Annotated in this window: 14 protein-coding genes; 7 read left to right on the forward strand and 7 right to left on the reverse strand. The window is 67.4% G+C overall.

Features of this window, described 5'->3' with window-relative positions; translation table 11 throughout:
- The first annotated feature begins 56 nt into the window (after nucleotides 1-56).
- The 6 genes from ACN2C7_RS17005 (at nucleotide 57) to ACN2C7_RS17030 (ending at nucleotide 7,431) form a co-directional block, all read left to right on the forward strand.
- Nucleotides 57-479: a MaoC family dehydratase gene (locus tag ACN2C7_RS17005; protein WP_419318524.1), complete on the forward strand. Its 423-nt coding sequence runs from the start codon at nucleotides 57-59 to the stop codon at nucleotides 477-479.
- The gene (locus ACN2C7_RS17010; RefSeq protein ID WP_419318526.1) at nucleotides 479-1,420 is read left to right on the forward strand and encodes a bifunctional riboflavin kinase/FAD synthetase; all 942 of its coding nucleotides are present in this window, start codon (nucleotides 479-481) and stop codon (nucleotides 1,418-1,420) included. Before ACN2C7_RS17005 ends, ACN2C7_RS17010 begins: the two co-directional genes overlap by 1 nt.
- 246 nt (nucleotides 1,421-1,666) lie before the next feature.
- Nucleotides 1,667-2,755, forward strand: coding sequence for a S1C family serine protease (locus ACN2C7_RS17015; protein ID WP_419318528.1), 1,089 nt, complete (start codon nucleotides 1,667-1,669; stop codon nucleotides 2,753-2,755).
- A 372-nt stretch (nucleotides 2,756-3,127) separates the two neighbouring features.
- Nucleotides 3,128-6,091 (forward strand): isoleucine--tRNA ligase, encoded by a 2,964-nt coding sequence (gene ileS / locus ACN2C7_RS17020; RefSeq protein ID WP_419318530.1) that lies wholly within the window; start codon nucleotides 3,128-3,130, stop codon nucleotides 6,089-6,091.
- A gap of 170 nt (nucleotides 6,092-6,261) precedes the next feature.
- Complete coding sequence (gene lspA / locus ACN2C7_RS17025; protein WP_419318532.1) at nucleotides 6,262-6,765, forward strand: signal peptidase II; 504 nt, start codon at nucleotides 6,262-6,264, stop codon at nucleotides 6,763-6,765.
- 96 nt (nucleotides 6,766-6,861) lie between these two features.
- The gene (locus ACN2C7_RS17030; protein WP_419318534.1) at nucleotides 6,862-7,431 is read left to right on the forward strand and encodes a DUF3035 domain-containing protein; all 570 of its coding nucleotides are present in this window, start codon (nucleotides 6,862-6,864) and stop codon (nucleotides 7,429-7,431) included.
- A gap of 213 nt (nucleotides 7,432-7,644) precedes the next feature.
- Here the strand turns inward: ACN2C7_RS17030 and ACN2C7_RS17035 are convergent, their stop codons facing one another.
- Entirely contained in the window at nucleotides 7,645-8,592 is a 948-nt protein-coding gene (locus ACN2C7_RS17035; protein ID WP_419318536.1) for a TraB/GumN family protein, read from the reverse strand.
- 181 nt (nucleotides 8,593-8,773) lie between these two features.
- On the opposite strand from ACN2C7_RS17035, the gene mutL reads away from it, so the two are divergent.
- Nucleotides 8,774-10,666 carry a DNA mismatch repair endonuclease MutL gene (gene mutL, locus ACN2C7_RS17040; RefSeq protein WP_419318538.1) on the forward strand — a complete coding sequence of 631 codons (1,893 nt, stop codon included), beginning with the start codon at nucleotides 8,774-8,776 and terminating at the stop codon, nucleotides 10,664-10,666.
- 22 nt (nucleotides 10,667-10,688) lie between these two features.
- On the opposite strand, the gene ACN2C7_RS17045 is transcribed toward mutL, so the two are convergent.
- The 6 genes from ACN2C7_RS17045 to ACN2C7_RS17070 form a co-directional block, all read right to left on the reverse strand.
- Nucleotides 10,689-11,666, reverse strand: a complete 978-nt coding sequence (locus ACN2C7_RS17045; protein ID WP_419318540.1) for an MBL fold metallo-hydrolase — start codon at nucleotides 11,664-11,666, stop codon at nucleotides 10,689-10,691.
- Nucleotides 11,667-11,811: 145 nt separating this feature from the next.
- Entirely contained in the window at nucleotides 11,812-12,021 is a 210-nt protein-coding gene (locus ACN2C7_RS17050; protein ID WP_419318542.1) for a hypothetical protein, read from the reverse strand.
- Nucleotides 12,022-12,024: 3 nt separating this feature from the next.
- On the reverse strand, nucleotides 12,025-13,233 hold the full coding sequence (zigA, locus tag ACN2C7_RS17055) for a zinc metallochaperone GTPase ZigA (protein WP_419318544.1): 1,209 nt from the start codon (nucleotides 13,231-13,233) through the stop codon (nucleotides 12,025-12,027).
- A 128-nt stretch (nucleotides 13,234-13,361) separates the two neighbouring features.
- Complete coding sequence (locus ACN2C7_RS17060) at nucleotides 13,362-14,648, reverse strand: hypothetical protein (RefSeq protein ID WP_419318546.1); 1,287 nt, start codon at nucleotides 14,646-14,648, stop codon at nucleotides 13,362-13,364.
- Nucleotides 14,649-14,706: 58 nt separating this feature from the next.
- Nucleotides 14,707-15,891 carry a hypothetical protein gene (locus tag ACN2C7_RS17065; protein ID WP_419318548.1) on the reverse strand — a complete coding sequence of 395 codons (1,185 nt, stop codon included), beginning with the start codon at nucleotides 15,889-15,891 and terminating at the stop codon, nucleotides 14,707-14,709.
- A gap of 150 nt (nucleotides 15,892-16,041) precedes the next feature.
- Nucleotides 16,042-16,644, reverse strand: a complete 603-nt coding sequence (locus ACN2C7_RS17070) for a GNAT family N-acetyltransferase (RefSeq protein ID WP_419318550.1) — start codon at nucleotides 16,642-16,644, stop codon at nucleotides 16,042-16,044.
- Between the last annotated feature and the right edge of the window lie 114 nt (nucleotides 16,645-16,758).

Consider the following 16,758-nt stretch of genomic DNA (forward strand, 5'->3'; position numbering starts at 1 on the left):
GGATCAGCGGTTAGATTGCGCTGCAACGCACAATAAGAACCGCAGGGGAACGCGTCATGCAGGGTTTGTTTCTTGAAGAGCTCAGCGTCGGCCAGAGCGCCGATCTGGTTCGCACCGTCGGCGAGGCCGACATCATCGCCTTCGCCGCCGTGACGGGCGACAACAACCCCGTCCATCTCGACGCCGAGTTCGCGGCGACCACCAGCTTTGGCGAACGGATCGCCCACGGCATGCTGTCGGCCGGCTACATCTCGGCCGTGATCGGCACCACCCTGCCCGGCCCCGGCGCGATCTATCTGTCGCAGTCGCTGCGCTTCAAGCGCCCGGTCAAGATCGGCGACGAAGTCACCGCCCGCGCCACCATCACCGAGATCGACGAGGCCAAGGCCCGCGTCACCCTGGCCACGGTCTGTCTGGTCAACGGCAAGCCGGTGGTCGAGGGCGAGGCCCTGATCATGGTTCCGCGCAAGGCCGTCTGATGACGCTGAAAATCGTTCACGGCTGGAAGGACCTTTCGTCCGAAGAGCGCGGCGCGGCCGTGGCGCTGGGCAATTTCGACGGCGTGCATCGCGGCCACCAGCAGGTGATCGCCGAGGCCGCCAGGGCGGCCCTGGCCCTGAAGGCGCCGCTGGGCGTGGTCACCTTCGACCCGCACCCGCGACGGCTGTTTCGTCCCTCCGAGCCGGCCTTCCGCCTGATGACCATCGAGCAGCAGGCCCGCGTGCTGGCCGGCATGGGCGTGGACATCCTGTATCTGCTGCCGTTCGACTTCCAGATGGCCAGCTTCTCGGACAAGGAGTTCGTCGAGCAGGTTCTGGTCGAGGGCCTGGGTGTGAAGCACGTGGCCGCCGGCTTCGACATCTCGTTCGGCAAGGGCCGCACCGGCAGCCCCGAGGGGATGAAGGCCTATGGCGTCCAGCACGGCTTTGGCGTCTCGATCGCCGAGCCTGTCGCGGGCAAGGCCGGCGACAAGTTCTCGTCGACCAGCGTGCGCGACGCCCTGCGCGACGGCCATCCGGAGACTGCGGCGCGGATTCTGGGCCGCCCCTTCGCCATCGAAGGCGTGGTCCGGCGCGGCCAGCAACTGGGCCGCCAGCTGGGCTTCCCCACCGCCAATGTCGAGATCATCGACTATGTGGTGCCAAGACTCGGCGTCTACGCCACCCGCACCCGCCTCCCCGACGGCCGCGCCGTGCCCGGCGTCGCCAATCTGGGCAACAATCCCACCACCGGCACGGTCGAGACGCGTCTGGAAACCTGGCTGTTCGACTTCGATGAGGACCTTTACGGCCAGGTCATCGAAACCCAGCTGATCGCGTTTTTGCGGCCCGAACAGAAGTTCGACAGCATCGAGCTGATGGTCGAGCAGATCCGCCGCGATGAAGCCCAGGCCCGAGCGATCGTGGCGCCGGGGTTTTAGCGGTCGACACCGAACGCCCCCTCCGTCACGTCGCTTCGCGCCGCGCCACCTCCCCCGCACGCTTCGCTACGGGGCAGGAGAAGAACAGCCTACCCCTCCTGCCCCGTGAAACGGGGGAGGTGGCGCGATGCGAATACGCATCGTGACGGAGGGGGCGTCCGGTGGCGCCGGTTCGCCCAACCGGCGATCCCCCTATCCCTGGCCGGAGCTTCGCTGTTAACCTCCATTAACCACCACGGGGGCGGGATGTTGAAAGCGCGCAAGTACGAGCATTTCGCCAGGGCGCGCCGCCCGGCACCCAAGCGCCGTCACGAGATTCTGTCCTATCCGAACGACGCCCAGTTCGTGTTCGACACCGGCAAGGCCATCGAGGTCGAGGGCGGCTATTGCGCCCTGCCCAATGGCGACCTGCTGGACGCCTATTCCAACGCCGTGGTCCGGGCGGTCGAGGTCGTGGGGCCTGCTGTGGTCCGCGTGCATCCGATGCTGGAAGACCCGCGCATGCAGGGCATCGGCTCGGGCTTCGCCTTCGCGCCGGGCGGGCTGATCCTGACCAACAGCCACGTGGTGCAGGGGGCCACCCGCTACGTGGTCATCACCGCCGAGGGCCGCAGCCTGACAGCGCGCTGCGTGGGCGATGATCCCGACACCGATCTGGCCATCCTCAAGGTCGACCAGAACATCGACATTCCGATCGCCAGGCTGGGCGATTCCAAGAAGCTGCGACGCGGCCAACTGGTGATCGCCATCGGCGCGCCGCTGGGCTTTGAGGCCACGGTGACCACCGGCGTGGTCTCGGCCCTGGGTCGCAGCCTGCGCGGCGAGCGCGGCCGACTGATCGAGGACCTGATCCAGACCGACGCCGCCCTCAATCCGGGCAACAGCGGCGGGCCGCTGGTCAATTCCGCCGGCGAGGTAGTGGGCATCGCCACCGCCGTGATCGCCGGCTATCAGGGCCTGTGCTTCGCGGTGGCGGTCAACACCGCCACCTATGTGATCCAGGAACTGCTGGACCACGGCTTCGTGCGGCGCGGCTCGATCGGGCTGATCGCCCAGCAGGCCCCCATCCCCGCCGGCCTGGCCCGCGCCACGGGCGTCACCCAGCCCTATGCGGTGTTCGTCGCCCATGTCGACGCCGGTGGCCCCGCGGCCAAGGCCGGGGTCAAGGAAGGCGACCTGCTGATCCAGGCCGGCGACCAGATCCTGACCGGCCTGGACGACCTGCTGCGGGCCCTGGACCACCACGCCATCAACAAGCCGACGCTGTTCACCCTGATCCGCGAGGGCCGGCTGATGACGGTGTCGATCACGCCGAAGGTGAGGAAGCGGGGGTAGGGGCGGCTTTTTCATCCGCTCTCCCCGGCGAAAGCCGGGGCCCAGATCGAACCCGGGTAGGTGGCAGATCGTTGCACCGGCGGAAGGCGCATCACCCCAGACTCATAGGCTGTATCTGGGCCCCGGCTTTCGCCGGGGAGAGCGGGGATACAAAGGTCAGGTCGCGACCCGCGTTCCAGATCCGGGATGACAAGAGTTTAGAGCTTGCGGGTTTGCCCCTTCCGCAACCCTCTGCTATCCCCCAGCCCATGACTTTCGTTCGGAAACCTTCGCGAATTATCCGCCCGGCGTAACGCTGGACGCAGGTTCGAGCGCGCGCCGGGATCAAGACCCGCACCCCTTTTCCGAACTTCCCAGCTGGATAGCTCTCCCATGGCCGACGACGCCACGCCCGCCCGCGACTATCGCGAAACCGTCTTCCTTCCCGACACCCCGTTCCCGATGCGCGGGGGCCTGCCCAAGAAGGAGCCCGAGATCCTCGAGGGCTGGGCGGCCCTCTCCGACAAGGGCCTGTACGGCGCCGTCCGCGCCAAGCGTCAGGCCGACGGCGCCCCGCTGTTCGTGTTCCACGACGGCCCGCCCTATGCCAATGGCCCGATCCACATCGGCCACGCCCTGAACAAGACGCTGAAGGACTTCGTGGTCCGTTCGCGCTTCGCGCTGGGCTATGATGTCGACTATGTGCCCGGCTGGGACTGCCACGGCCTGCCGATCGAGTGGAAGATCGAGGAAGAGTTCCGCGCCAAGGGCCGCCGCAAGGACGAGGTCCCGGCCGAGGAATTCCGCAAGCGCTGCCGCGAATATGCCGGCGGCTGGATCGAGGCCCAGAAGGTGGAGTTCCAGCGCCTGGGCATCCTGGGCGACTGGTGGAACCGCTACGCGACCATGGACTTCACGTCCGAGGCCACGATCGTCGCCGAGTTCCACAAGTTCGCCGCCTCAGGCCAGCTCTATCGCGGCTCCAAGCCGGTGATGTGGAGCCCGGTCGAGCGCACGGCCCTGGCCGACGCCGAGATCGAGTACCACGACCATGTTTCGCCGACGGTGTGGGTGAAGTTCCCGGTCAAGGTCTATGACGAGGAGCACTATGCGCTGTCGGGCAACGCCGCCGGCGACAACGTCTTCCGCCTGCCGCCCAACGACGCCAGCGTCGTGATCTGGACCACCACCCCGTGGACCATCCCGGCCAACCGCGCCATCAGCTTCAACCCCAAGGTCGAGTACGGCCTGTATGAGGTGGAAGCCCTGGAGGAGAACCTTGAGTTCGCCCCGTGGTCGAAGGTCGGCGATCGCCTGATCGTGGCCGACAAGCTGGCCGAGGACGTGCGCAAGGCCGCCAAGGTGGCCCAGTGGCGTCGCGCCGAGCCCGTCGATCCAACGGGTCTCGTCTGCGCCCACCCGCTGGCCCAGTTCGACGACGGCTTTGCCTTCGAGGTGCCGCTGCTGGCCGGCGACCACGTGACCGACGACGCCGGCACCGGCTTTGTCCATACCGCCCCCGGCCACGGCGCCGACGACTATCTGGTCTGGCTGAAGAGCGGCTACAGCCTCGATTCCATCCCCGACACCGTCGACCCCGACGGCGCCTATTTCCCGCATGTGCCGCTGTTCGCGGGCCTGAAGGTCATCGAGACCGAAGGCAAGAAGGCCGGCAAGTTCGGCCCCGCCAACGGCGCGGTCATGGACAAGCTGATCGAGGCCGGAAACCTGCTGGCGCGCGGCCGCGTCGAGCACAGCTATCCGCACAGCTGGCGCTCGAAGGCCCCGATCATCTTCCGCAACACCCCGCAGTGGTTCATCCGCATGGATCAACCGCTGGAGAGCGGCAAGACCCTGCGCGAGACCGCCATCCAGGCCATCGCCGACACCGCCTTCCACCCCGACGGCGGCCGCAACCGCATCGGTTCGATGGTCGAGAGCCGCCCCGACTGGCTGGTCAGCCGCCAGCGCGCCTGGGGCACGCCGCTGGCGATGTTCGTCGACAAGGACAGCGGCCAGCCGCTGATGGACGAGGCCGTCAACGCCCGCATCCTGGCGGCCATCCGCGAGGGCGGCGCCGACGCCTGGTTCCTGCGTCCCGACGCCGAGTTCCTGGGGCAGGCCTATGACCCCGCCCAGTACGAAAAGGTCGGCGACATCCTCGACGTCTGGTTCGATAGCGGCTGCACCCACGCCTTCACGATCGAGGGCCGGGCCGACAGCCACTGGCCGGCCGACCTCTATCTGGAAGGCTCCGATCAGCATCGCGGCTGGTTCCAGTCCAGCTTGCTTGAAGGCTGCGGCACCCGCGGCCGCGCGCCCTACAAGGCGGTTCTCACCCACGGGTTCACCCAGGATGAGAACGGCGAGAAGATGTCCAAGTCCAAGGGCAACACCATCGAGCCGCAGACCGTCACCAAGGAAAGCGGCGCCGAGATCCTGCGGCTGTGGACGGCGATGGTCGACTATTCGGAAGACCAGCGGATCGGCAAGACCATCCTGGCCACCACCACCGACGCCTATCGCAAGCTGCGCAACACCACCCGCTACCTGCTGGGCGCCCTGGCCGGCTTCGACGAGGCCGAGCGGGTGACCAACTACGACGACTTCCCGCCGCTGGAGAAGTTCATCCTGCACCGCCTGTGGGAACTGGATGGCCAGGTCCGCGCCGCCTACGAGACCTATCGCTTCAGCGACGTGACCCGGCCGCTGATCGAGTTCTGCCAGGGCGATCTCTCGACCCTGTTCTTCGACATCCGCAAGGACAGCCTCTACTGCGACAAGCCGACGGAACTGCGCCGCCGGGCCTATCGCACCGTGCTGGACTATGTGTTCGAGCGCCTGACCATCTGGCTCTCGCCCCTGACCAGCTTCACCATGGAAGAGGCGTGGATGACGCGCTTCCCCGAGGCGGGCTCCAACAGCCTGCGGGTGATCCCGGAAACGCCGGCGGCATGGCGCAACGACGCCGAAGCCGCCCGCTGGGCCAAGGTCGAGACGGTGATGTCGGTGGTGACCGGGGCCCTGGAAGTCGAGCGCCGCGAAAAGCGCATCGGCTCGGCGCTGGAGGCTGCGCCGGTGGTGCATGTCGCCGACGCCGACTTGCTGGCCGCCTTCGACGGCCTCGACGCCGCCGAGGTGTTCCGCACCAGCGCCGCGACCCTGATCGCCGGCGACGGCGGGGCGTTCACGACCGACGAGGTCAAGGGCGTGTCTGTGGATCCGGCTCAGGCCGAGGGTCACAAATGCGCCCGCTCGTGGCGTATCCTGCCCGAGGTCGGAACCGATCCGCGCTATCCGGAGCTTAGCCTTCGCGATGCTGAGGCCGTGGCGTGGTGGGATAGCCAGAAGGGGTGACCCCCTTCCCCCTTGATGGGGGAAGGGTTGGGGATGGGGGTGGCGCGGCGGCTAGACTGGATCGGTCCCCGCCAAGTTTCCGCCGCCGCATCACCCCCACCCTGCCCTCCCCCATCAAGGGGGAGGGTTGATACCTTTGCTGACGCGCCTTTTGGGGGCTGAAGAAAACAATGCTGAACATCACCCGCCACGGCTGGATCGCCTACGCCATCGCCGTCACCACCGTGGCGCTCGACCAGGCGTCCAAGCTGTGGATCCTGCATGGTCTGGACCTGCAGGCCCGGGGCACGCTGCCCCTGCCCGGTCCGCTGGACCTGACCATGGTCTGGAACCGGGGCATGAGCTTTGGCCTGCTGAACGGCCACGGCGAATGGAGCCGCTGGCTGCTGACCGGCTTTTCGGCTGTCGTGGTGGTGGCCCTGGCGATCTGGGCGCGCAAGGCGGTCAGGCCGCTGATGGCCATCGGCCTGGGGCTGATCATCGGCGGCGCCATCGGCAACAACCTGATCGATCGCATCGTCTATGGCGCGGTCGCCGACTTCATCGACGTGCGCGACCTCTATTTCCCGTGGATCTTCAACATCGCCGACGCCGGCATCTCGGTCGGCGTGGCCTTCCTGCTGCTCGACAGTTTCCTGACGGGCGAGGACAAGCTGGCCCATCCGACCGAATAAGGCCGCAATCGCAAGAGACATTGGCGCCCGCGCGCCGATGTCGTATCGAGAGCGCTCGAAATTTTGGCCCGCACGGGCCCGCTGGAGCATCGGTTCATGAGTTTCAATCGGGTTGCGACCCTGAGCGTTCTGGCCGCCGTGGCCGCCACGGGCCTCGCCGGTTGCCAATCAGCCTCCAAGGCGCTCGGCATGAGCAAGGTGGTCCCCGACGAATTCCGCGTCGTCACCAAGGCTCCGCTGGTGGTTCCGCCCGACTACGCCCTGCGCCCGCCGGCCCCCGGCGAGCCCCGCCCGCAGGAACTGCAGCCCGAAAGCGCCGCCCGTCAGGCCCTGATCGGCCAGAGCATGGCCGCCGGCCGCTCGGACGGTGAAAAGCTGCTGGTCGCCCGCGCCGGCGTCGAGAAGGCCGACCCGCTGATCCGCTTCGTCGTCGACGACGAGACCGGCGACCTGGCCCACAAGGACGAGAGCTTCGCCTCCAAGGTGATGTTCTGGAAAAAGGACAAGGCGGCCGAAGTGGCCTCCACCGCGACCGAAACCGGCGCCAACGCCCCGTTGGTGGTCGACGCCAGCGCCGAGGAAGCCCGCCTCAAGGCCCTGATGGGCCCCGGCAAGGTGGTGATCAGCCGCGACAAGCAGACCCGGATCAAGCTGCCGGGCCTGTAGGCTTTAGCGACATCCGAAAATTCGACGGCCCGGCGGCGAAAGCTTCCGGGCCGTTTTTTGTTCACGCTCACAAAAACCCGCTCTTCCCGGCGAAGGCCGGGACCCAGATTCAGCCTGAGCGTCTGGGGATGACGCGCCTTCTGCCTTTGCCAAATTGACGAACTCACGGGGTTCGATCTGGGCCCCGGCTTTCGCCGGGGAGAGCGGCGTGGATCAATCCCCCGGCGTTTTCACCGTGAAGCCCCTAGCCCGCATGCGGTCTAGCAGGCCGTTCTGGGCCACCAGGCCGCGAATCGAGAACAGGGCCACGGCGTGTCCGGGCGTCTTCATCGCCTGGGTCAGGGCCTCGACCTCGTCGTCCATGGCCCGCTGTTCCAGCTCGACCATGCCCGGCAGGCTGCGGATGCAGCGCTGGAAATTGCGTGGGCCGGCAACGGCCTCGCGCACGTCGCCCCGCGCCCACGCGGCGGCGGCCGAGCGGGTCGCAGCGGTTCCGGCCTCGGCCTCGCTCAGCACGCCCTCCAGGCACAACTGCCCCGCCTCGTCGGAGTGATCGCGCACCGCCGCCTTCATCACCGGCATGGCCTTGTAGGTCCCGGCGGGCCTGGCCTTCACCCGATGCTTGCGCGCCAGCTTGCCGACCGTGCGCTCGGGTTCGCCCGAGTCCAGCCTGGTGGTCTTCTGATAGTCCATGGCGATCATGATCCCGGCGCCGAGCGGGCTCCATTCGCGATAGGCCTCGGGCTTCTTGCCCAGCTGGGCGCGAACCTTCGCCAGCCGCGGCGCGAGTTCTGGCGTGGCGGCGTCCAGCGGCTGGTCGGATTTCAGCTTGCCGCGCAGCTTCAGCATGGCGGGGATGTCGGTCACGCCCGCCCGGCCGACCGGCGGCAGGATCAGGGCGAAGGCGCCGTCCAGCCGACGGTCCAGCACCGACGTATCCCAGGTCGCGCCCTTGGGCAGCGAGGCCAGGGTCCCCAGCATGTAGATCGTGGTGTCGCCGTCGGAGATCCGCCACCAGGCCGGCCCGGGCAGCTTGGCGTTGACCACCAGCGCCTCGACCAGATTGGCCTCGGGGTCTTCAGGAACCTGACCGTTGGCAGACGTGGCTTGAACGGCCAGCGCAGCAAGGGCGGAGACCGCGATCAGACCGGAGCGTTTCATGCAGGTTCCACAAGGTTTCAACAGCGCCATGACCATGATGCGATCCTTGCGGCCAAAGCTTGGCCTTGCGCGGTCAAATCCTTGTCATCCCAGCCCAGGCAGGGACTGCCAGACGCGCGGCGCCCAGGCGTCGATCCCGGTGGAATCGCTCTAATGTAATCAGCCGTCCGAAAGTCCGACCATGCCGATCCGCCGCCTGCCGCCCGAGACCGTCAACCGCATCGCCGCCGGCGAGGTGGTGGAACGGCCCGCGAGCGCCATCAAGGAACTGGTCGACAACGCCATCGACGCCGGGGCCAGCCATATCGAGGTGGAAGCCCATGGCGGCGGCCTGACCCGCATCCTGGTGGCCGATGACGGCATGGGCCTGTCGGCGGAGGAACTGCCCGTCGCCATCGAGCGCCACGCCACCTCGAAACTGGCCCCCGACGCCGACGGTCTGTGGGACCTGCTGCGCATCCACACCATGGGTTTCCGGGGCGAAGCCCTGCCCTCGATCGGTTCGGTGGCGCGGCTGTCGATCGCTTCCCGCGCCAAGGGCGAGAAGGACGCCTTCTCGATCCTGGTCGAGGGCGGTCAGGTCGGCGATGTGGCCCCCGCCGCCTTTCCCGGCCCGCACGGCGCGCGGATCGAGGTACGCGACCTGTTCTACGCCACCCCCGCCCGGCTGAAGTTCATGAAGTCGGAACGCGCCGAGGCCCTGGCCATCACCGAGGAGATCAAACGCCAGGCCATGGCCCATGAGGCGGTCGGCTTCTCGCTGGACATCGACGGGCGCCGCATCCTGCGCCTGCCGCCCGAGCATCCGGGACCGCAGGGCCGTCTGGCCCGTCTGGCCGCCGTGCTGGGCCGCGACTTCCAGGACAACGCCATCGAGATCGACCAGACCCGCGACGGCGTGCGCCTGACCGGCTTTGCGGGCCTGCCGACCTACAACCGCGGCAACGCGGCCCATCAGTACCTGTTCGTCAACGGCCGCCCGGTGCGCGACCGGCTGCTGCAGGGTGCCCTGCGCGCCGCCTATGCCGATTTCCTGGCCCGCGACCGCCACCCGACGGCGGCGCTCTATGTGTCGCTCGACACCGCCGAGGTCGACGTCAACGTCCACCCCGCCAAGGCCGAGGTGCGGTTCCGCGATCCGGCCCTGGTGCGCGGCCTGATCGTCGGGGCGCTGCGCCATGCCCTGGCCGGGGCCGGGCACCGGGCCTCGACCACGGTGGCGACGGCGGCTCTGGACAGCATCCGCGCCCAAGGGGGCTCGCCGTTCCAGTTCCGCGCCGATCCTTCCCCCGCCGGCTTCTCGGCCTGGCGCGAGGGCGGCTGGGCGCCGCCGCGACCCCAGGGGCTGCCGGGCCTGTCGGACGTCTCGGCGCGGGTCGAGCCGGGGTTCGGCGACGTGCTGGGCCAGGCCTATGACGCCATCCAGAACGGCGACGCGGCGCAAAGTTATCCACAGGCCGGCGACTATGCCAACGCGCCGTTCGATCCCGTCGACTTCCCGCTGGGCGCGGCCCGGGCCCAGGTGCACGAGACCTATATCGTCGCCCAGACCCGCGACGGCATGGTCATCGTCGACCAGCACGCCGCCCACGAGCGCCTGGTCTATGAGCGCATGAAGGGCGAGATGGAGTCCGGCGGCGTCGCTCGCCAGACCCTGCTGCTGCCCGAGGTGGTGGACCTGGACCCCGCCGAGGCCGAGCGCATCCTGGCCCGCGCCGAGGAACTGGCGGCCCTGGGCCTGGTGATCGAAAGCTTTGGCCCCGGCGCAGTGCTGGTGCGCGAAACCCCGGCCCTGCTGGGCAAGACCGACGCCGCCGGCCTGGTGCGCGACATCGCCGACGACCTGGCCGAGAACGGTCAGGCCCTGGCCCTGAAGGAGCGGCTGGAAGCAGTGTGCTCGACCATGGCCTGCCACGGCAGCGTCCGCGCCGGCCGCCGGCTGAACGGCGCCGAGATGAACGCCCTGCTGCGCGAGATGGAGGCCACGCCCCATTCGGGCCAGTGCAACCACGGCCGCCCGACCTATGTGGAGCTGAAACTCGCCGATATCGAGCGGCTGTTCGGTCGGCGGTAGCTGGGCGCGGCTTGCGGTCCTGTCAGGGCTGCAAGCGGGCGATGCCGGCATCGGCGCACAGGGCGATCACCTGCTCATAACGCCTGTAGCGCGCCTGGCCTATGATCAGCGGGTTGGGGCCGCTCGGCGCGACCGCATGCTGCTGCATCCGCTTGAGGCTGTCATCGACAAACGGATGGTTGCTGAGCTCGATATCGGCGCCCGCCGCCGCCGCGAATGCGGCGAAATGATCCAGCGACGCCCGATAGGTTTTCAGCGCCTCCAGGGTGCGGGGCAGTCCCGTGCCGCCTTGCATGGCCAGCACGTGTGGCACGCCCTTGTCCGTCGCGGGGATGATCAGCGACAGGGTGCCGGGCGTATGTCCGGGCGTCAGGACAAGGGTGATCGTCGTGTCGCCCAGCACCAGTTTCTGACCATCGACGGCGACCATGTCCCGGGCGGGCGGCGGGGAAAACGGCCCCTTCGCTCCAGGCTCTTCCATCATCTTCCAGTCGGCTTCCGAGGCGATCAGATGCGGCGCGAAGTGTTCCTTGAGGTACTGGGCGCCGCCGTAGTGGTCCCCGTGGGCGTGGGTGATGACCAGATACTTGATCTGGGCGGGATCCAGCCCCAGCTTGCGAAGCCCCGGGACCAGGACCTTCTCGGCCTCTTCGGCGCTGTTGAGCGAGTCGATCAGGATGATCCCGTCGCTGGTTTTGATCGCATAGGCGCCGACGCTATTGAGCCCGACAAAATAGAGATTGTCGAAAATCTGCAGGGGCTCGGGCGCCGCGCTGGACTGCAGAAGGCCTGTGGACGCCCCTACCCCGCACTGCAGCTTGGCGGTCGTGACAAAATAGTCGTCACCAGCGACGGCCATAGCCTTGTCGATGATCGCGGTGACTTCAGGCGTATCCGGCTTGGCCGGCCCCTTGGGCATCGGCTGGGCGGCCAACAGGCCCGGTAGCGCAGCCGAGGCAAGCAGCGCAGCCAGGCGGGCGCCATGGCGATGACTTTTCATTGGGCCGTCCTTTTGATGATCCGCTTCAACGAAACGGGGACTCAAAAGGTTGCAGCCAAGTCTGGGCAATCCGTCCCGATCCGCCCCAGTCCCCTTTTACCGACAGGCCGACGGGAGGGCGATCGAGGCGTCAGGCGGCCTGTTGTCAGACCGGTTCGCAGAAATAGCGGTAGCGGGCGCTCGACCCCGCCGAGCCGTCGGAACGCTGGGCCACATAGAGTATGAACAGCCAGTCGGCGTCCTCAAGGCTCAGCCCCATGGTCGCGGCGATCCAGGCCGGCGTCGGCTCGAACTCCAGGGCGTGGTCATTGTGCGCCCGATCCTCGATGTGCGCCGGGTGATGTTCGCCGCGCATGACCTAGCCCCATGACGGGAAGGGATCGGGCAGTTTGCTCCAGCCCTTGGGGCCGAAGCCGAAAACCAGGTCCGACAGCAGGCAGTCGTCAAAGCCCTTCTTCAGAGCGGCCTGATCCATATCGATACCGATCAGCACAATCTCCTGGCGGCGGTCGCCATGTGGAGCTTTCCAGACCTTTTCGATGGTCGTCCGCCAGGCCGGATCGTCGGGCCACTGGTCCTGGGGAGCGGTGGCCCACCAGCGGCCATGCGGGCCATGCTGGGTGACCGCCCCGGCCTGACTCCAGCCGCCAACCCGGTCATAGCGCGTGGCCAGCCAGAAGAAGCCCTTGGAGCGGATCACCCCGGGCCATTCGCGCTCCAGCCAGACCTTCAACTTCTGGGGATGGAAGGGCCTGGAGGCGCGATAGACGAAGTGGCTGACGCCATATTCCTCGGTCTCGGGCAGGACCTCGCCCATGAGGGCCTTTTGCCAGCCGGCGGCGCCCTCGGCCCGGGCATAGTCGAACAGGCGGGTGCCCATGACGTCGTCCAGCGCCACCGCCCCGCGTTCGGAGCGGATGATCCGGGCGCCCGGATTGAAGGTGGCGATGATCCCGGCCAGCCGTCCCAGATCCTCCGCCGAGACCAGATCGGTCTTGTTGAGCACGATGACGTCGGCGAACTCGATCTGCTCGACCAGCAGATCGACCACGGTGCGCACGTCGCCCTCGCCCGCCGTCTCGCCGCGCTGGGCCAGGCTGTCGCGCGAGGCGTAGTCGCGCAGGAAGTTGAAGGCGTCGACCACCGTGACCATGGTGTCCAGCCGCGCCACGTCCGACAGGCTCTGGTCGGCCTCGTCGCGGAAGTCGAAGGTGGCGGCGATCGGCATGGGCTCGGAAATGCCCGTCGACTCGATCAGCAGATAGTCAAAGCGTCGCTCGGCGGCCAGGCGGCGAACCTCCTGCAACAGGTCGTCGCGCAGGGTGCAGCAGATGCAGCCATTGGACATCTCCACCAGGGTCTCGTCGGTGCGTGACAGATCCGCGCCGCCCTCGGCCACCAGGGCGGCGTCGATATTGACCTCGCTCATGTCATTGACGATCACCGCGACCTTCTTGCCCTCGCGGTTGTGGAGGACATGGTTGAGCAGGGTGGTCTTGCCCGCCCCCAGGAAGCCCGAAAGCACGGTCACCGGCAGGCGGCGATCAATCCTTGACGTCTGGGACACGCGAACGCCTCTCGATGTTACAATGTAACACCAGTAGCCGAGGCGGGCGGCGCGGGCAATATGCTATGTTATGTTATAACGCACGCATCTCTTTGAGGAGACCCGATCCGTCTGCCCGAGAAGGACCGTCAGGCCGCGTCGCGGGCCTGCGCCAGCGGCGCGCCTTCGGCCTGGGCGACGGGCTTGTCGAGGAAGCCGGTGATGGCCGTGCCCTGCACCCGGGCGACGCCGCCCTGGCGGCAGGCGTCCAGTTCGTTGGCGCTGCTGACGCCGGCCACGCACTGGGCCACGCCCTTGCCGCGATAGACGCCCTGGCGCTCCACGAACTTCAGGATCTTGTTCAGGCGCTCGCGCTCGTCCTCGCCGGTCAGGGTCAAGGTTACGCTGTCGATCAGCTCGGGCGGCAGGTTGTGCACCGGGAAGGTCGGATCCACCACATTGAGGTCGAGGAAAGCGAAGCTGCCTTTCAGGAAGGCGCGGATCTGGCTGACCAGACCCAGAGAGGCCTCCCGCGGGGTGCCATAGACACTGGCGCCCAGGCGGGGCTGCAGGTCCAGCGGATAGCGCGACAGGCGGGTCTTGTAAGCGTCCTGGGCGTGCGGCGTGGTCAGGTTCCAGAAGCCGAACGGCACGTAGAAGTCGCCGAAAGGCGCGGTCTTGAGGGCGGTCTGAGCGTCGTTGAGGCAGCTGAGGTCACGGGTCAGGAGCGCCGAATCCGCCTCGGGGGGCGTCTCGGTGAGATCGGCGCGCAGGCCGATCATCGAGCCGACAAAGGCCTCGGTCGGCAGATCATAGAGACCCCACCAGCCGGTCTTGGATGGCGGCGAAGGCGGAGGCGGCGCCGGATTGGCCCGGGCGACCGGCGCAGGAGCCGGGGCCTGAGGCGCCCGCGTCTCGACCTGAACCGCAGCGGTCTCAGGCGCGGCGGCGGCCGCTGGAGCGACAGGCGGCGGCGTGATGGGAGCCGGCGGGGCGCCAGCCGCCGCCTTGGCCGCGAGGGCCTCCTCGCGCGTGCTGGGCACAGCGCGGATGGCTTCGGCCGTGATCACCTGAACACGACCGGCGGGGCCGCCATAGCCCTCGCCGGCCACCAGACCGGCCAGTTCAGCCTGGCTCAGGCTGGCGAATTTCAGGACCGCGCTCTCATTACCCTCGAAGGTCATCAAACAGACCTGACCACTCTTGCGGCCGGGGAACAGGCTGGCCTCAAGCTCGGCGGCCAGGGCCTGCATCTCGACGGGATCCAGTTGCGCGGCGCGGCTATCGGCCAGAACAAAGGCCAGGGGCGCCACGGCGCCGTAACGGCGCGGGGCGGTCCAGCGCGCCTTCAGATAGGCGTCCGCCGCCTCCTGGGCCCGCAAGGCCGGGAAGGCGTGATCGTCGATAAGCAGGCGCAAACAGGCGATCGCGGTCATGATCACTGACTTACCCGCGATTCATCGCCAATTGGTTAGGGAGACTAGTGTGCGAGAATTAACTCAACCCTTGGTTTTCAGCGGGTGGAGGAGCCTTTCTGAACGGCAAACCCGGATGCGGGAACGCCTGTTCCAGCAGGGGTTCGCTGAACGGAGCCGTGACAAAAGGTCCGCTCACCGAGGACAGTCGCAGCTCGCGACACAGGTCAAATTCGCGGCGTGATCGCACGCCTGTGACGCCTTGCCGCAGCTTTAGGTCGATATATTGCCGACGCGCAGACAGGAACCGCCGCAGGCTCAGCAGGCGCTGGAGTTCGTCGGCGCCTGACAATTGCAAGACCACGCCGTCGATCAGATTGGCCGGCACAGCCCGGACGTTGAACCCGGCATCTTCGATCCGAAGTTCGATTCGCTGGAACATCGGCCGCAGCAGATCGCGCAACGGCGCGATGGCCGAGAACGGCAGGTCGCGCGGCGTCTCATAGACCTGGGCGCTCAGCTGATCGACGACCGACGGGGACAGGGACGACAGCCTGGCCTGATAGGCCTCGCGCAGGCTGGCGCGGACCAGGCTCCACATCCGGAAATCGGTCTGCAAGCGCAGATCCGGCTGCTGCTCGAGAGCGGCGACGTTCGCATCCAGCATCGCCAGATCCGACTGCATATATTGGCTGTCGTCCGGGACCGTCTTTTCAGGCTCCCGCAGCATGAATTGCGACTGGCTGGCCTCGAAATACTCGGTGACGGGATTGTAGACACCGCGCCATCCCAGGCGCGGCCCGTCGAGAGGTCCAACGGCGGCCTGGGCGACGTTGCGCGGCGTCGAGCCCCAGGAGGCCAGTTCTTGCACCCCATCTCGCGTGACCACGCGGGTGCGCCCGACGGGCGGCGGTGGCTCTCCGCCCCGCATGGACAGCAGTTCGGCCTCGGGCAGGCATGCAAAGCGCAGCACCTGGGTCTCGTCGCCCTCATAGGTGAGCATGCACAGGTCTTCTCGGCCTTGAGTGCCGAACAGGCGCAGCTGAAGTTCGCTGGCGATCTGCTTGAGTTCCTCGCCATCCAGGAACTCGGCGTTAGGGTCGACCAGAACATAGGCCCCGGGCGCGACCTGGCCAAAACGCCGGGGCGGCGGCCAGCGGCTCTCAACATACAGCGCGGCGGTGCGATCGATCTTGCCCGGCGTAACGCCATCCGCAGACGCGTCTTGTGCGCCATGTTCAATGCAGATTCTCAAACACGCCATGCCACCCATGCAGCGAATACTTGCAGCATGACGGTTACCAACACCTTGGACCCGCCCCCAAATTGGGTATACGGGCGATCATTCAAGCCAAAGCTCGCTCGAAACCGTGAAGCATTGAGATGAGACTCATTGCTCGCAGCGAACTTTGATCTAGACGAACGTCTCCGTCAGCCGGAAGTCCAGCCGCTGCTTGACGCCGGGCCAATCGGCGTCGGTAATCGAGAACACGGCCGTGTCGCGCACGTGGCCCGTCCAGGTGATCTTGTGATTGCGCAGCACGCCGTCCTTGTCGGCGCCCAGCTTTGTGATGGCCGCCTGGCTGCGGGCGTTGCGGACATCGATCATGAACTCCACCCGGATGGCGCCGGCCGCGAAAGCGTGGCCCAGCATCAGGCGCTTGCTCTCCGGATTGATCGGGCCTGAGCGCGCGTCCGGATGCAGGAAGGTCGAGCCGACCTCCAGCCCCTTGTGCAGGCGGCGGATGTTCAGATAGCTGGATGTGCCCACCACCTTGCCGTCGGACAGCCGGCGGATGGCGAAGCCGATGCGCTCGCCGCGCTGGGTCTCGCCCTGCAGCGCGCCCCACCAGTCCTCGAAGCCCTCGCCGCAGCCGTTGGTCGACATGATTTCCCAGCTCTCGGGATCGCAGTCGATGGCGGCGCGCAATTCGTCGCGCAGGGTCCCGGGCAGGTCAGGCGTGATGGGTTCCAGCCGCACATGGCGGCCGTTGAGAGGAAGAATCTGGATGTTCATGGCGGGCATCTTGAAGGGCGCCGCCCCACGGCTGCAAGTCTGCTTGCCATCCCATCTTGCCGTCCGCGTCAGCCCGGTGCTACAACCACTTCAAACAAACGTTTGAAGACAGGG

Source organism: Caulobacter sp. ErkDOM-E, assembly GCF_048541895.1.
GTDB lineage: Bacteria > Pseudomonadota > Alphaproteobacteria > Caulobacterales > Caulobacteraceae > Caulobacter.

What these genes read in the sequence shown, in the direction of transcription:
- ACN2C7_RS17010 (WP_419318526.1), top strand. Translation starts at nt 479, where the DNA reads ATGACGCTGAAAATCGTTCACGGCTGGAAGGACCTTTCGTCCGAAGAG.
- ACN2C7_RS17070 (WP_419318550.1), bottom strand. Translation starts at nt 16,644, where the DNA reads ATGAACATCCAGATTCTTCCTCTCAACGGCCGCCATGTGCGGCTGGAA.
- ACN2C7_RS17050 (WP_419318542.1), bottom strand. Translation starts at nt 12,021, where the DNA reads ATGCGCGGCGAACATCACCCGGCGCACATCGAGGATCGGGCGCACAAT.
- mutL (WP_419318538.1), top strand. Translation starts at nt 8,774, where the DNA reads ATGCCGATCCGCCGCCTGCCGCCCGAGACCGTCAACCGCATCGCCGCC.
- ACN2C7_RS17035 (WP_419318536.1), bottom strand. Translation starts at nt 8,592, where the DNA reads ATGAAACGCTCCGGTCTGATCGCGGTCTCCGCCCTTGCTGCGCTGGCC.
- ACN2C7_RS17015 (WP_419318528.1), top strand. Translation starts at nt 1,667, where the DNA reads ATGTTGAAAGCGCGCAAGTACGAGCATTTCGCCAGGGCGCGCCGCCCG.
- ACN2C7_RS17005 (WP_419318524.1), top strand. Translation starts at nt 57, where the DNA reads ATGCAGGGTTTGTTTCTTGAAGAGCTCAGCGTCGGCCAGAGCGCCGAT.
- ACN2C7_RS17065 (WP_419318548.1), bottom strand. Translation starts at nt 15,891, where the DNA reads ATGGCGTGTTTGAGAATCTGCATTGAACATGGCGCACAAGACGCGTCT.
- ACN2C7_RS17045 (WP_419318540.1), bottom strand. Translation starts at nt 11,666, where the DNA reads ATGAAAAGTCATCGCCATGGCGCCCGCCTGGCTGCGCTGCTTGCCTCG.
- ACN2C7_RS17060 (WP_419318546.1), bottom strand. Translation starts at nt 14,648, where the DNA reads ATGACCGCGATCGCCTGTTTGCGCCTGCTTATCGACGATCACGCCTTC.
- ileS (WP_419318530.1), top strand. Translation starts at nt 3,128, where the DNA reads ATGGCCGACGACGCCACGCCCGCCCGCGACTATCGCGAAACCGTCTTC.
- ACN2C7_RS17030 (WP_419318534.1), top strand. Translation starts at nt 6,862, where the DNA reads ATGAGTTTCAATCGGGTTGCGACCCTGAGCGTTCTGGCCGCCGTGGCC.
- lspA (WP_419318532.1), top strand. Translation starts at nt 6,262, where the DNA reads ATGCTGAACATCACCCGCCACGGCTGGATCGCCTACGCCATCGCCGTC.